General features: G+C 63.4%; 10 protein-coding genes. 5 read left to right on the forward strand and 5 right to left on the reverse strand.

All coding sequences use genetic code 11. The features are described 5' to 3' along the window. Window positions 1–81: 81 nt before the first annotated feature. Window positions 82–1830 (reverse strand): pyruvate dehydrogenase, encoded by a 1749-nt coding sequence (locus M2428_RS14370; protein WP_277526624.1) that lies wholly within the window; start codon window positions 1828–1830, stop codon window positions 82–84. Between the two features lie 305 nt (window positions 1831–2135). On the opposite strand from M2428_RS14370, the gene M2428_RS14375 reads away from it, so the two are divergent. Genes M2428_RS14375 through M2428_RS14385 form a run of 3 tightly spaced genes read left to right on the forward strand, consistent with a single transcriptional unit; the run spans window position 2136 to window position 6298 of the window. Next, window positions 2136–3980 (forward strand): AAA family ATPase, encoded by a 1845-nt coding sequence (locus M2428_RS14375; protein WP_277526625.1) that lies wholly within the window; start codon window positions 2136–2138, stop codon window positions 3978–3980. After that, on the forward strand, window positions 3973–4878 hold the full coding sequence (locus tag M2428_RS14380; RefSeq protein ID WP_277526626.1) for a GHKL domain-containing protein: 906 nt from the start codon (window positions 3973–3975) through the stop codon (window positions 4876–4878). The genes M2428_RS14375 and M2428_RS14380 overlap by 8 nt, the downstream gene beginning before the upstream one ends. Beyond that, entirely contained in the window at window positions 4865–6298 is a 1434-nt protein-coding gene (locus M2428_RS14385; protein ID WP_277526627.1) for a phosphotransferase, read from the forward strand. Before M2428_RS14380 ends, M2428_RS14385 begins: the two co-directional genes overlap by 14 nt. Before the next feature lie 82 nt (window positions 6299–6380). Here the strand turns inward: M2428_RS14385 and M2428_RS14390 are convergent, their stop codons facing one another. Further along, on the reverse strand, window positions 6381–7892 hold the full coding sequence (locus M2428_RS14390) for a helix-turn-helix transcriptional regulator (protein ID WP_277526628.1): 1512 nt from the start codon (window positions 7890–7892) through the stop codon (window positions 6381–6383). A 143-nt stretch (window positions 7893–8035) separates the two neighbouring features. Here M2428_RS14390 and aceA point away from each other — a divergent pair, with 143 nt between their 5' ends. Both aceA and aceB read left to right on the forward strand, forming a co-directional pair. Then, complete coding sequence (gene aceA, locus M2428_RS14395) at window positions 8036–9367, forward strand: isocitrate lyase (protein WP_277526629.1); 1332 nt, start codon at window positions 8036–8038, stop codon at window positions 9365–9367. 106 nt (window positions 9368–9473) lie between these two features. Next, on the forward strand, window positions 9474–11138 hold the full coding sequence (gene aceB / locus M2428_RS14400) for a malate synthase A (RefSeq protein WP_277526630.1): 1665 nt from the start codon (window positions 9474–9476) through the stop codon (window positions 11136–11138). 195 nt (window positions 11139–11333) lie between these two features. On the opposite strand, the gene M2428_RS14405 is transcribed toward aceB, so the two are convergent. From M2428_RS14405 to M2428_RS14415, 3 genes are all read right to left on the reverse strand, one after another. Further along, a complete protein-coding gene (locus tag M2428_RS14405; RefSeq protein ID WP_277526631.1) occupies window positions 11334–11957 on the reverse strand; it encodes a dihydrofolate reductase family protein in 624 nt (207 codons plus the stop codon). A 187-nt stretch (window positions 11958–12144) separates the two neighbouring features. Next, window positions 12145–13332: an MFS transporter gene (locus M2428_RS14410; RefSeq protein WP_277526633.1), complete on the reverse strand. Its 1188-nt coding sequence runs from the start codon at window positions 13330–13332 to the stop codon at window positions 12145–12147. Between the two features lie 122 nt (window positions 13333–13454). After that, on the reverse strand, window positions 13455–14666 hold the full coding sequence (locus tag M2428_RS14415) for an ROK family transcriptional regulator (protein WP_277526634.1): 1212 nt from the start codon (window positions 14664–14666) through the stop codon (window positions 13455–13457). Window positions 14667–14846: the final 180 nt, after the last annotated feature.

Below are 14846 nucleotides of genomic sequence, written 5' to 3' on the forward strand. Positions count from 1 at the left end.
TTTCCAGCGAACTGGGGACTTTCCGGCGAGCTGGAGACTTTCCGGCGAACTGGGGACTTTCCGGCGAACTCGGAGGCCGCCTCAGCGCCGCGGGATGTTCCGCAGGTTGCTCCGAGCCATGCTGACGGCCTCGCCGGCGCCCCGGTTGAGGACCACCTTGGACATGGCCGTGGCGAAGCCCAGGACCTGCGCGCCCTTGATCTTGGGCGGGAGGGACAGTGCCTTGGGGTCCGTGATGAGCTCCACGAGCGACGGCCCGGGGTGGGCGAAAGCTTCCCGGTACGCGGCCTCGATGCGGGTCGGGTCCGTGACGCGGACGGCGTGGAAGCCCAGGGCCCGGGCAACGTCGGCGTAGTTGGCGTCCGGGACGTCGACGCCGAAGTCGGGGAGCCCGTCCACCAGCATTTCGAGTTTCACCATGCCCAGGGTGGAGTTGTTGAAGACCACCACGTTCACCGGCAGCCGGTGCGCGGCGACCGTGATGAGCTCGCCCAGCAGCATGGACAGGCCGCCGTCGCCGGAGACCGAGACCACTTGCCGGCCGGGGTAGGCCAGCTGGGCGCCGATCGCGTGCGGCAGCGCGTTGGCCATGGACCCGTGCAGGTAGGACCCGATCAGCCGGCGGGTGCCCAGCGGGTTGATGTACCGGGCGGTCCAGACGTTGCACATGCCGGTGTCAGCCGTGAAGATCGCGTCCTCGGCCGCCACCTGGTCCAGCAGCGAGGCCGCGTATTCCGGGTGGATCGGCTGCTTCTTCCCGACGTTCCGGGTGTACGCCCCCACGGCCTTGTTCATGAGCCGGTCATGCTTCTTGAGCATCTGGTTGAGGAAGCGGCGGCTCTTTTTTGGCTGCAACCGTGGCATCAGCGCGGCCAGGGTGGGCAGCACGTCCCCGTGCACGGCAACGTCGACGTCGGTCCGCCTCCCCAGTTTGTGCGCGGCCCGGTCCACCTGCGCCGTCCGGGTTCCGGGGAGGAACTGGTCGTACGGGAAGTCGGTGCCCAGCAGGATCAGCAGGTCCGCATCCTCGATGCCCTCGGCCGCGGCGCCGTAGCCCAGCAGTCCCGTCATGCCGATGTCGTAGGGATTGTCGTACTGCATGAAGTCCTTGCCCCGGAGGCTGTGGCCGATCGGCGCCGCGAGCAGTTCGGCGAGGGCAATCACCTCGTCGTGCGCGCCCTGCACGCCGGCTCCCGCAAAGATCGCGACCTTCTCGGCGGCGTTAACGGCGTCCGCCAGTTCCCGCACGCTGGCGGGGTCCGGCGTCAGCGTCGCAGGCCGGAACGCCGCAGGGGCCGGCGTCGGAGCTGTCGCCTCCAGGCCGGCGATGTCACCGGGAAGCGTCACGACGGCGACGCCCCGGAGCCCGACGGCGTGCTGGATGGCGCTGTGCATGACCCGGGGCGCCTGCTCCGCGGTGCTGACCAGCTCGGAGTAGACCGAGCATTCGTTGAAGAGCCGGTCCGGATGGGTCTCCTGGAAGAAGCTGCTGCCGATCTGCTTGCTCGGAATGTGCGAGGCGATGGCCAACACCGGAGCCCCGGAGCGGTTGGCATCGTACAGTCCGTTGATCAGGTGCAGGTTGCCGGGCCCGCAGGAGCCAGCGCACACCGCGAGCTGGCCGGTCAGCTGGGCTTCCGCCGCCGCGGCGAACGCGGCCGCCTCCTCATGCCGGACATGGATCCAGTCAATGCCGCCCTGCTGCGAGCCGCCGGTCTGGCGAACGGCGTCGACGATCGGGTTGAGGCTGTCCCCCACGATCCCGTAAATCCGCTGCACGCCGGCAGCTTGGAGTTGTTCGATGAGCTGGGTGGCAAGTTCCTTGGCCATGGGTGCACGCTCCCGCGAGTTGGATCGATGAGCTGACACAGGCCAATATAGTCCGCACCGCTGTGCCGCAAGGACGCTAACACCGGCGTGACATCCCTGGAGACCCCGCTAAGAGGACCCGAGTCGCTCTCAGGCAAGCACTCGACATCAATCTGGCGGGATAGACATGCCCGTCACTGGCCGTGGCGTGAATCAGGCGCGTGGGCTTTCCCTACAGCTAGGATCGAAGCCGTTGCGTTCCTCTCAAAACTGGGTTCAGCAGCCACACGGGATGCGGATATGCCCTGTCTCGGAAATACCAAAGTGTGATCGGAGAATCAGTGACGACTTGGATACGTCGTATCCGCGTTTCTGGCGGCTACCTCAAGGACCTCGACGTTGAATTTGATCGAGGTCTCAATGTCGTAGTTGGAGCCAGGGGTACCGGGAAGAGCACGTTACTGCGCCTTATCCGTTTTGCCTTGGGTGTCGAATCAGCAGCCGAAGACCGCACACAAGAAGACCACGATGTGGCAGCGATTCTAGGTTCTGGGGAAGTCACCCTTGATATTGAAACCCCATCTGGTCTTCGTCTAATAACAGTCAACGGCCTGGGTGAAGGACGTGTACGAGAGTTCGCAACGTCAGCACTGGCGCTGGGCCAGAACGAGCTAGAAGCGGTCGCCAGCTCTTCAGATGAACGACGCCAGCTCCTTGATCTAAGGGCTTCGCTAATTTCGCAGGAGACCGATTATCCCAGCGACGTGGCCGAGACCACGCAGCGCTTGTTCCTGTTGCGGCAACAAGCTGGTGATCTGCGGGATAAGACCTTCGGCAGGGAGCAATTGAAGCTCGACCTTGCGTCTGCGGAGGCTGAGGAGTCGCGGCTCACGGCAAAGGCCACTGAGTCCCTAGCCGACAATCGAAAAACTGTCGCCCAGCACGACGGCAGGCTGACCCAAATCAGTTCGTCAGTGTCCAGAGGTACAGAGTCAATGAACCAGGTCAAGGATCTGCTCCTTCTGGCTGGCAAGTTGTCAGAGGCGTCAGCTTCCCTCAAGACTGCAAATCTCCCAGATGAGTTCGCGGCCATCATCACTGAGACTGCCCACCGCAGTAGAACGTCAGCCAAGCAGCTTATAGGTGAGCTTGAGCATGCCCTCATTACCCTCACAAATGCCTTGGAATCACTCAAGTCAGAGCAGGCCGCCCTACTCGCGATTGTCGCCCCAATCCGTGCGGACCTCGATGCGTCCGCCGTTGGTCTCGGAGAGGTCACGTCTAAATTACGCGGCATCCGAACCCAACTGGAGGATTTGGACTCCACAACAGCACAAATAGCAGCCCTGGAAGCCGAGTCGACAGCGCTACGGAAGCGGAGAGAGGCTAGCCTCGATCAACTCGAGAAATCGCAGCACGAAAGATTCCTGCATAGGGCCGACATAGCAGCTTCGATTTCAGTTGTCGCAGGGGACGACGTCACAATATCCGTTTCCCATCAATCTGATACGAGCGATTACTGGAGATCATTGGAACGGGCGTTGAAGGGCAGCGGCATCCAATACAGGCCCTTGGTGGATCGCGCTACCCAAAAACTACTCCCCCGTGAGCTACTTCGAATTGCCGAACACCAGAATAGCGATGATCTCGCAACGGTCCTCGGGATTCCAAAGGACCGCGCCACTCGGTTCTTGGCGGCGTTCGATTCCGCCGATTCACTTGCTGACCTTGCGCAGATTCAGCTGGCCGACTCAGTTGACTTTATCCTGCGACAAGGTGGGGAGGACAGATTGGTGCAGGAACTTTCCACAGGGCAGAAATGCGCTGTAACTCTACCAATACTAATAAGTGATGAAAGTCGCACCCTGATTCTCGACCAACCTGAAGACCACCTCGACAACGAATTCCTAGTCAGCAACATCGTGACAGGTCTCAAACGCCGGACCGCCGGCGGCGCACAGTCGATTATTGCCACACACAACCCGAACATTCCGGTATTGGGAGATGCCGCTCAGGTGATACATCTCAAGAGCGACGGACGATCCGGCAGAGTGAACCTCAGCGGCAGGGTCGACGCACGACCCGTCAAGACGACAATCACGTCGATACTGGAGGGCGGAGCAGACGCTTTCGAGCTGCGCGCCAAGTTCTATGGAAATACCGATGAATGACGACCGCAACCTAAGTCAACTGAGGACAAGCCTTGAGAGTCCCCTCGCCAGCGAGCGGGGAACTGCAGCGCAGGCACTCCTTTCCAGCGAGGAGCAACTTCCTATCGATGTACTAGTGACGGCCTTGGAAAAGGAAACAGTCCCCATGGTCCGGGACCGGCTACGGCTTCTCATGAAAAAGCGTCCCGCCAATTCCTCAGCGCCGACAGAATCAGCTGTCACTGACACCCTCTCCGACACAGAAAGCATGCGGACCCTGGAGGAGTTGCTGGGCAATGCGGGCTCCATAATTCGCCACGAAACTGAACCGGCAATAGGCCTACTCCGCCGGGCCGCCACCCGCGACATCGAGAACTTCAAGAAGAGTGAGACAAACGCGCAAATAGAGATACTCCGTGAAACTATTGATTCGGTGGTCCTGCTTCTAAATATTAATAGACCATCAGCCACGAAAACGATTTCGCTAGACGAATTCATGGAGAAGTTGATCGAAAGGCAAGGCCTCGCCAGCGACGTCGACTTCGATAGAATCGCAGATAATGACGGAAAAAACCTCCTAACAACGAACCCTGGGCTCCTCGATCTAGCTCTCGTAAATGCGCTTAGGAATGCCTTTGAGGCCCGGAGTTTAAGCGAATCGCAATCAAAAATTCGATTATCATACGAATTAGGGCCAAGCGATTTCTGGATCAAAGTGTCAAATCCATTCGATGGAACGACCCTTGCCCAGGAAGACGTCCTTATCGTAGGCGCATCTAGCAAGGGATCGTCACGTGGACTAGGGATGCGCACAATTGATCTTGTAGCCAAACGGCTGGGCTATGGCTGGTCCATCAGCGGCATTGGCGGTATTGTTCATTTCACTATTTGGGGGAAAACAGAGGATGTCACTACTTAAGGCAATCATCGTTGAAGACAGCGAAACTTTTGCGAGGACTTTAGAAGCAACCCTGGACGAACAAGGCTTCGATTCGATAACTTTGGGATCATTGGCAGCGTTTGATGAATGGGAGAGAAGGAGTTCACCCACGGATACGGTGGATTTGATTATTCTTGACCGCCAACTCCCCCTGAACTCAAGTTCCGAACCGAAGCATGAGATCGGTGCAGTCATATTCGACAGAATGCTAGCTTCGTTTCCTGACGCGCCGATCGTGCACCTCACTGGACATTCTGAACACAACCACCTCATATCGTCCATCATCGATCGTCCAAAGATTTCAACTGGGTCATCCAGCGAACTGGATTCCGTTTACTACTTCAAGAAGTCTGAAGTGCCGGAGTTTGAGGAACGCGTAAAAAAGATAGCCGAAAGCATCCATGCCATCGATGATATCGAACTGATCTTTCGCTCTGATGCTGAAATTAGCCAACAGGATCGGAGACTGCTTCGGCGGATCTGCCACGACTTTGACGGGGCAACAATCGAGGTCAGACCGATGTCAGGGGGTCTGACTAGCGCGTCTGTTTGGCTGTGCAGAATAACAAGAACCAATAGATCCACCATTGAAGTCATCGCGAAGTCATCAAAACGCAATAACCGCTACTCCGAGCTGCAGCAAGCCACAAATAGCAGCGCAGGAATAGTCGGGCCGATTCGTCGCGTGACTGGGCTCAGCTATGGGAGGGGCGCTACAATTTATCAGTTGGCAGGAAGCAATCCTCGACCACTATTCGAAATGTTCTCCACTGACGTGAAAAGGGCGGCTGAACTGGCGGAAAATGTCCTCCGGAACTTGGAAACTGCGAAGACCGATGATGTCGTATCGCTCGAGGATCTTACAAAGCCATTTATCTCGTGGGAAAAGCTCTTGGAAATTTCGGTCAAATTCAATGTTCGCCCTCCAAGACGCACTATCCGAGTTTCGATAAATCGATCGGTGCAGCATGGCGACCTCCACGCTGGTAACATCCTTGTAGTTGGCGCAAACCCTTTCGTTATCGATCTAGATTCCGAGGGAATAATGTCGGCGCTAATTGATCCAATCACCCTGCTATGGAGCTCGCTCTTCCATCCAGATTCTCCATTTACGGGAATTCAATGGCCTCAGGATGAGAGCCTTTCCAGTAGTTCCATGGACTCAGCTCTGCCCGACCTATCCCAACTTGTTTCGGATTGCCCTCCAGACTTTGAACCCTGGCTAAGCGCCCTTTGGCCCGCGGTTGTCGATAGGTCACGTGGTCCCAACGATTTCTGGGGACTCACGATGGGCTTTGCAGCTCGCCAGCTCCATTTTCAGGACATTCAAGAGTCGCCAGCTCTCACAGCTAAGGCGCTCGCTCTATTCGGTACCGCGTGTAGCCGCCTCCAGAGCTAGCTTGTCCTCGGTTGCGAGCCGAGTCCGTGCTCAGCGATTTCGACACAGCGACCGGCGGCCGACCGGCTGTGCGCCGGACGGCTCAGCTCCCCGAATGCGCCTGCAGGAAGGTGTAGACCTCGGTCTCGTCCACGCCGGGGAAGGCGCCCGGCGGCATGGCCGCCAGCAGGTGGGAGTGGGCCCTGGCCGAGGGCCAGGCGTTGCCGGCCCACTCGGCGGTCAGCGACGCCGGCGGGCGGCGGCAGCAGCTTTCGTCCGGGCAGGTGGACTTGGACCGCTCTGTGGTATCGCGGCCGCGGAACCACTTCACATGCGCATACGGGACACCCACGGAGAGCGAGAACTCCCCGTTCGCGGAGCGTTCCGTCCGGGCCGTGCACCAGTACGTCCCGGCCGGGGTGTCGGTGTACTGGTTGTACGCGCTGAACTTGTCCGGGACGTCGAACACCACCCGGGAGGTCCAGTTCCGGCACGAGAACTGGCCCTCGATGGCGCCCGTGTGGTCCTGGGGGAACGTCACGCCGTCGTTTTCGTAGGCCTTGTAGATGATGCCGCTCTTGTGCGTCTTCTGGAAGTGGGTGCGGATGCCCAGGTGCTGCGTGGCCAGGTTGGTGAAGCGGTGCGCGGCGGTCTCGTAGGACACGGCGAAGGCGTCCCTGATGTCCTCCACCGCGATTTCCTTGGCCTGCTTGGCCTCCTGCAGGAATGCGACCGTGGCCTGCTCGGGCAGCAGGAGCGCGGCGGCGAAGTAGTTTGTGGCCACGCGCTGCATCAGGAAATCGCCGTAGTTGTTGGGGGTCTGATGGCCCAGGACGTAGTGGCCCAGCGCCTGCAGCAGCACCGAACGGGGGTCGTGATCGCTGCGGGCGTTCTGCGTGAGATAAATTCGGCGGTTCTTAAGGTCGGTCACCGAACGCGTGGAATGGGGGAGATCCCCCACATGGTGGAGGCTGAATCCGAGGTGAGCTGCAATGTCGGAGATGACATGGTGGGACAGCGGACCGCTCGTGTGTCCAACCGAGGCCAGGACCTTCTGCGCCTCTGCCTCGTACTCAGGGAAATAGTTGTTCCGCTCGCGCATCATCGCACGCAGTTCACCGTTCGCGCGGCGGGCCTCCTCCGGCGTCGCGACCTGTTCGTTCAGGCGGCGTTCAAGCTCATGCTGCAGCCCCACCATGGACTCCAGGACATCCATCGGAAGCCGTGAACTGATGCGGATCTTGGGCAGGTTCAGGGACTCATAGATGGGGCTGCGCTGGTACCGTTCCAGCTCGATCTCCAGGGCCGCACGCCGGTTGGGCGGCTCCGCGCCGAGCAGCTCGTCGATGCTCACCCCGAGCGCCGCTGCGAGCTGCTGGAGCAGGCCAAGTTTGGGCTCGCGTTTTCCGTTTTCAATCAGGCTCAGCTGGCTTGGCGCTGTGCCGACGGCGGCGCTCAGGTTGTCGAGCGTGAGGCCTGCGGCCTTGCGCAAATGGCGGACGCGCCGGCCCATGCTGATGACGTCCACTTCCGGCGCTGCAGGCGCGGACGGCGAAAGAGCTTGGCGGTTCCAGCTGGTTGAGTGCATTTCTTGAGAATACGCGAAGAAGTGCATTTCTTTCCATAGCTTTGGTCTAGAAACCCCTTGCAAAGTGCAGAAAAGTAGAACTCGCGGAAACATTCACTAATCCGGGAACACCCAGCCAGGATCTGCAGAGACGCAGACTGGCAGGCCCCGGACCCACCAAGGAGACAAAGATGACTGCAGCATTTGAGCCCACCCAGCAGACGCCCGAACAGCAGGCCGCCGCACTGGAGCTCGAGTGGGCTGCCAACCCGCGCTGGGAAGGTGTCACTCGGGACTACAAGGCTTCCGACGTCGTCCGCCTCCGCGGCCGCGTCTCCGAAGTACACACGCTGGCCCGCCGCGGCTCCGAGAAGCTGTGGAAGCAGCTCACCGAGGAGCACAGCACCGGCAAGTACACCAACGCCCTGGGCGCCCTGACCGGCAACCAGGCCGTGCAGCAGGTCAAGGCCGGGCTGCGGGCCATCTACCTCTCCGGCTGGCAGGTCGCCGCGGACGCCAACAACTCTGGCCACACGTACCCGGACCAGTCGCTCTACCCCGCCAACTCGGTCCCAACAGTGGTCCGGCGCATCAACAACGCACTGCTCCGCGCGGACCAGATCGAGTTCTCCGAGGGCATCCAGACGGTCGAGGACTGGATGGTCCCGATCGTGGCCGACGCCGAGGCCGGCTTCGGCGGTCCGCTGAACGCCTACGAGCTCATGAAGTCGATGATCCAGGCCGGCGCCGCGGGCGTGCACTGGGAAGACCAGCTCGCCTCGGAAAAGAAGTGCGGCCACCTCGGCGGCAAGGTCCTGATCCCCACCCAGCAGCACGTCCGGACGCTGAACGCCGCCCGCCTGGCCGCCGACGTCGCCGGCACGCCGTCGGTCATCATCGCCCGCACCGACGCGGAGGCGGCAACCTTGATCACCTCCGACGTCGACGAGCGTGACCAGGAATTCATCCTCCGCGAAGGCGGACAGCCGGTCCGCACCCCGGAAGGCTTCTACAAGGTCCGTAACGGGATAGAACCCTGCATCGCCCGTGCCAAGGCCTACGCCCCGTACTCCGACCTCATCTGGATGGAGACGGGCACCCCGGACCTGGAGCTGGCCCGCAAGTTCGCCGAGTCCGTCAAGGCCGAGTTCCCGGACCAGATGCTCTCCTACAACTGCTCGCCGTCGTTCAACTGGCGCAAGCACCTCGACGACGCCACGATCGCGAAGTTCCAGCGCGAACTCGGCGCCATGGGCTTCACCTTCCAGTTCATCACCCTGGCCGGCTTCCACGCCCTGAACTACTCGATGTTCGACCTCGCCCACGGCTACGCCCGGGAAGGCATGAGCGCCTACGTCGAGCTGCAGGAGAAGGAATTCGCCTCCGAGTCCCGCGGCTACACCGCAACCAAGCACCAGCGCGAAGTCGGCACCGGCTACTTCGACGACATCGCCACCGCGCTCAACCCGAACGCATCCACCCTTGCCCTGGTCGGATCGACCGAAGAGGGCCAATTCCACTAATCCCCAGCCTTCCCTGCCAGTTGCCCTATCACTTTTAGTTCCCCATTGACCGCCTTTGGGGACCAAAAGTGATAGGGCAACGGCGGACTTTCAAGGAGCAACTCCCATGAACAGCTTCACTGACAACTTCACCATCAACGGGATCACGCTGACCGCGCAGCCGATTTGCCGGCAGAGCGAGGTTCTTACTCCGGACGCCTTGGCCTTTGTGGCCAAGCTGCACCGGGCCACGGCCGGGCGCCGGCAGGAGCTGCTGCAGGCCCGGCAGGAACGCCGCCACCAGATCGCCAAAGGCCAGGACCCGCGGTTCCTGCGCGAGACCGAGGCCGTCCGCAACGACCCGAACTGGCGCGTGGCTCCCCCGGCTCCGGGCCTGGAGGACCGCCGCGTGGAGATCACCGGACCGGTGGACAAGAAGATGACCATCAATGCGCTGAACTCCGGCGCCAAGGTGTGGCTCGCGGACATGGAGGACTCCTCCACCCCGTCCTGGCGCAACGTGATCCAGGGCCAGCTGAACCTGACGGACGCGCTGGAGCGCCGGATCGACTTCACCACGCCCGAGGGCAAGAAGTACAAGCTGCGCCCGGCCGGGGAGCTGCCCACAGTTGTGGTCCGCCCCCGCGGCTGGCACCTGCCGGAAAAGCACATGCTCATCGACGGCGAACCGGTTGCCGGCGGGATCGTCGACTTCGGCCTGTACTTCTTCCACAACGCCCGCCGCCTGATCGCCCAGGGCAAGGGGCCGTACTTCTACCTGCCCAAGATCGAGAGCCACCTCGAGGCCCGGCTGTGGAACGACATCTTCATCCTGGCCCAGGACCTGCTGGGCATCCCGCAGGGCACCATCCGCGCGACCGTGCTGATCGAGACCATCACCGCAGCGTTTGAGATGGAGGAGATCCTCTACGAACTGCGGGACCACGCCGCGGGCCTGAACGCCGGCCGCTGGGACTACATCTTTTCCCTGATCAAGAACTTCCGCACCCGCGGGCCCCGGTTCGTGCTGCCGGACCGCGGCCAGGTCACCATGACCCAGCCCTTCATGCGGGCCTACACCGAACAGCTGGTCCGGGCCTGCCATAAGCGCGGCGCCATGGCAATCGGCGGCATGGCCGCGGCTGTCCCCAACCGCAAGGACCAGGATGCCAACGCGATCGCCTTCGAGAAGGTCCGCGCGGACAAGACCCGTGAGGCCGGCGACGGCTTCGACGGCTCATGGGTGGCGCACCCGGACCTGGTGCCCGTCTGCCGCGAGGTGTTCGACGGCGTCCTCGGCGACCGTCCGAACCAGCTGGAGCGCCTCCGCGAGGACGTCACGCCGGATGACCGCGCCCTCCTGGACATATCTACAACCACCGGAACCATCACCGAACAGGGCATCCGGAACAACATTGAAGTGGGCATCCGCTACATCGAGTCGTGGCTGCGCGGCAACGGCGCTGTGGCCATCCACAACCTGATGGAGGACGCCGCCACCGCGGAGATCTCCCGCTCGCAGCTGTGGCAGTGGATCTTCTCCCGGGCCATCACGGACCACGGCGATGTGGTCACCCGGGAGTGGGTGGAGGACATGCTGGACGAGGAATTCGCCAAGCTGGAGCGCTTCGAGGGGGACCGTTTCGCCGACGCGCGGGACATCTTCGAGGAAGTCACCCTGGCCAGCGAGTTCCCGGCGTTCCTGACGCTGCCGGCCTACGACCGCTTCCTGCATGAAGCGCGCGACGGCGCCAACCCCAGCCGCGGGAAGGCCGCGCTGATCCCGGCGTAGGACTCCACGGCCCGGGCGACCGGGTCCGCAAAGAATTCCGTTTGCTGGGGTGCCCGCCCCTCGCAACAGGCAGCCCGAAATCCGGGTGGCAGCCCGGCAACGGAACACCCCTGCAGCTCGACAACGGCGTCGAGGTGTCAGCTAAGGCCCATGCTCCTCGCGGACATGGGCCTTAGCCGTGTTGGGGACCCGTCCCTAGCTCTCCTGGTCGACGGCAGACATATCGCCGACGCCAGGCGTGCCGTCGGCGAGCGCGTAACGCTGCATTACCGCACCCTTCGGTGAGGTGACGACTGGCTCGATGAGTGTGAGGTTCGTCGGGACCACCCCGTCGGCGAAGACTTTCTTTCCACCGCCCAGGAGGATCGGATAGACCCAGAGCGTGAGCCGATCGAAGAGCCGCTCGGCGAACAGGGTCTGCACGAAGTCGAGACTGCCGATGACGTGGATGTTCGCGTGCCGGTCGCGCAGTTCGCGCACTGCGGCGACGACATCAGGGCCGAGCAGTGTGGAGTCGGCCCACTCGAGGGTCGGCGTCTGGCGCGAGGCCACGTATTTCGGGAGGCGGTTGAACAGCCGCGCGATGTCTCCGTCCGCGTGCGGCCAGTACGCGGCGAAAATGTCGTAGGTCCGGCGCCCCAGCAGCAGCGCGTCCATCCCCGCCATCCCGGAGTCAATCTGCTCGCCGACGACCTCGTCGAAGAGAGGTGCCTGCCAGCCGCCAAACGCGAAACCGTTTTCGGCGTCCTCGTCCGGCCCGCCGGGCGCCTGCGCGACGCCGTCGAGCGTGGTGAACAGGTCGATATGGATGAGTCCCATGCCGTGCTCCTTCGCTGTCGCCCGTCGTCGCCCCGGCGACGGGATCACTTCGAGGCTGGCACACGATCCCCTGCGAAGCAACGGGTATCAGCGGCTCGACACGAGCCCACTGCGCATCCGACAACACCTCAGCCGAGCCACGCCATCAGCCCGCCCCGAACACTGGGCGAAGGTCAGGCGACAAGCCCTAGTGTGGCTTCGGCACCTTTCGCAGGGACAGCGCGGTGCCCAAGATGAACGCGGCCACGGAGCACAGAATCATCAGCAGCGGTCCGGTCCAGGCGCCGGTAACGCCGTGGACGTAGCCTAGGAGGGTCGGCGCCACGGCCCCGAAGGAGTACCCCGTGCCCTGGACGACGGCGGACATCCGGGCCGCCGAGGCTTGGTCCCGCGCCAGCCGGATAATGGCCAGGAAGATCAGCGTGATGCCGCCGCCCTGGGCAATACCACCGAAGGACGACCACAGCCACCACAGTTCCGGTGCGAGCAGCAGGCCCAAAGGTACCGTGAGCCACAGCAGTCCCAGGGTGAGGCCCACCGCCGTCGTGCTGGCGAAACGGGCCGCCAGCGGCACGCCGAGTCCGCCCACAATGGCCAGGATCTGGAAGAGCGAGGACCCTGCCCCGGCGGCCGCGGGCGCCATTCCGAGCTCGTCCGCCAGCAGGCTCGGCAGCCAGGCGGTCACCCCGTAGTAGGAGAATGCCTGCCCGGCGAACCCGAGGGTCAGGGCTGCCGTGATCCACCGGGACGTGAGCTTGCCGGCTGGCCGCCCCGGGTCCGAAGCAGGGACGGCGGCGGGAATGAAGGCCCGCCGGCCGACGGCGATCGCCCAGACGGCGGCGGCCGCCAGCGCGAAGAGGCCGCTCGCGGCAATCGCGGGCCGCCAGCCCAGCAGCTCAGCCAGCGGGGCCGACACCATGGAGGTCAGGAACGAGCCGATATTCAGGGCCGCGGTGTACGTGCCCATCGCCGCGCCTTGCCGGGCGGGGGTGAAGTCACGCCGGATGATCAGCGGGACCACGATGTTGCCGATCGTGATGGCGACGCCGAGGATCACGGTGCCCAGCATGACCAGGCCGCCCCCGCCGGCCGAGCGGACCACGACGCCGAAGAGCACGCCGAGCAAGGTCATGGTGATGGCGAACTCGGGACCCAGCTTGCGCCCGGCCAGCGAGGCCAGCGGCGCGGCCAGGGCAAAGCACAGCACCGGGATCCCGGTTAGGAATCCCAATTCCACCGGAGTGAAGCCGAGATCGTCCTCCAACTGCGCGATCACCGGGGCCACGGCCACCAACGGGCCGCGCATGTTCAGCGCGATGAGCCCGATCGCGAGCATGAGGAGCCAGCCGCGCGGCGCCCGGGCCGGGCCGGTCATGGGGTGGGCCCTTGCCCGGCGGGCGGGCAGAAATGTGATTTCATCAGTCTCATTGCTATCACGTGCCCCTGCCGCACCTGCGGTCTGTGACGTTTCCGGAGGTGCCGCTTCCCGGGACACCCCTAGCCCGTGGCCTGCAGGGTCGCCTCAATGACGGCGGGTGAGAGTACGTGTTGCGTGACCATCTGGCTGGCGCCGAGGATGGCTGCCTGGTCCCCGGCCCGGGACAGGCCGATCCGCAGGTGCGTCGTGGCCAGAGGCAACGAGCGCCGGTAGACCACCTCGCGGACCCCGGCCATGAGGTGTTCCCCGGCCTGGCCGAGGCTTCCGCCGATCACAATCACCGAGGGGTTCAGCAGGTTCACGACCGTGGAGAGGACGTCGCCGAGGTCCCTGCCGGCCTGGCGCAGGGCCTGGATGGCCTGCAGGTTTCCCTCGGCGACGAGGCGCAGCACATCGCCGCCGTCGTGCGCCGGCAGCCCCTGCTGCGTCAGCGCCTTGGCGACGGCGGGCCCGGAGGCCAGGGCCTCGAGGCACCCGTAGTTACCGCACCGGCACCGCACGTCATCGCCGCGCGGAACCCTGACGTGTCCGAGGTCGCCGGCCGTTCCGTTGGCCCCGCGCTGGAGCTGGCCGCTGCTGATGATGCCCGCCCCGATGCCGGTGGCCACCTTGATGAACAGGAAGTTTTCGTCCTCGGGCCAGTGCGCCGTGCGCTCGCCGAGGGCCATGATGTTCACGTCATTGTCCACCAGGACCGGAACCGGGAGGGACCGATGGACGTGGCGGACGACGTCGAACCCGTCCCAGCCGGGCATGATCGGCGGCTTCACCGGCATGCCGGTGGCATGTTCCACGGGTCCCGGGAGCCCAATCCCGGCACCCGCCAGATCCGCGGTGCCCCGGCCGGCCTCGCCCAGCAGCCGCAGCCCTTCATCGATCACGCGGTCCAAGACAGCCACCGGGCCGTCGGCGACATCCTGCGCCAGCCGGCGCTCGGCGAGCACATTCCCGATGAGGTCCGTGACGGCGACGATCACGTGCGTGGCCCCGACATCCACCGCCAGCACAACGCGGGCGGCCGGGTTGAAGGCAAAGCGCGACGGCGGCCTGCCGCCGCTGGAGCTCGCCTCCCCGGCGGGGCCAACAAGCCCCGAAACCATCAGCGCGTCGATGCGGGAAGCGACAGTGGAACGGGCCAGCCCGGTGGTCAGGGCCAGTTCCGCTCGGGTCCGGGCCTTGCCGTCGCGCAGGAGCTGGAAGAGGTCGCCGGCGCGGGACAGGCTGCCGCCGGCCTCGGAGGCTGCGGACTCGGTACCGGTGGGCGCACTCATGAGTAAGTGATAGCACGAAGATCTTCTGCATGTCATGCCGAAAAAAGATTGACACGTAGTTTCCAACTTTTGCTTGACGCTCGACAAAAGTATCTCTAGCTTTAGAGCCATCGTGTTCCTCCGCTCCACAGAAATCTTCTCGTTGCCCATGGGCGTGCGGGCCTTCTTCCCGCAGAATCA

The organism is Arthrobacter sp. ES3-54 (genome assembly GCF_029504395.1).
In the GTDB taxonomy this organism is placed as follows: Bacteria; Actinomycetota; Actinomycetes; order Actinomycetales; family Micrococcaceae; genus Arthrobacter.

Bases quoted from the DNA above. Each gene is read 5' to 3' on its own strand.
- M2428_RS14410 (WP_277526633.1), bottom strand. From the start codon at position 13,332: ATGACCGGCCCGGCCCGGGCGCCGCGCGGCTGGCTCCTCATGCTCGCG.
- M2428_RS14415 (WP_277526634.1), bottom strand. From the start codon at position 14,666: ATGAGTGCGCCCACCGGTACCGAGTCCGCAGCCTCCGAGGCCGGCGGC.
- M2428_RS14370 (WP_277526624.1), bottom strand. From the start codon at position 1,830: ATGGCCAAGGAACTTGCCACCCAGCTCATCGAACAACTCCAAGCTGCC.
- M2428_RS14385 (WP_277526627.1), top strand. From the start codon at position 4,865: ATGTCACTACTTAAGGCAATCATCGTTGAAGACAGCGAAACTTTTGCG.
- aceA (WP_277526629.1), top strand. From the start codon at position 8,036: ATGACTGCAGCATTTGAGCCCACCCAGCAGACGCCCGAACAGCAGGCC.
- M2428_RS14380 (WP_277526626.1), top strand. From the start codon at position 3,973: ATGAATGACGACCGCAACCTAAGTCAACTGAGGACAAGCCTTGAGAGT.
- M2428_RS14390 (WP_277526628.1), bottom strand. From the start codon at position 7,892: ATGCACTTCTTCGCGTATTCTCAAGAAATGCACTCAACCAGCTGGAAC.
- M2428_RS14405 (WP_277526631.1), bottom strand. From the start codon at position 11,957: ATGGGACTCATCCATATCGACCTGTTCACCACGCTCGACGGCGTCGCG.
- aceB (WP_277526630.1), top strand. From the start codon at position 9,474: ATGAACAGCTTCACTGACAACTTCACCATCAACGGGATCACGCTGACC.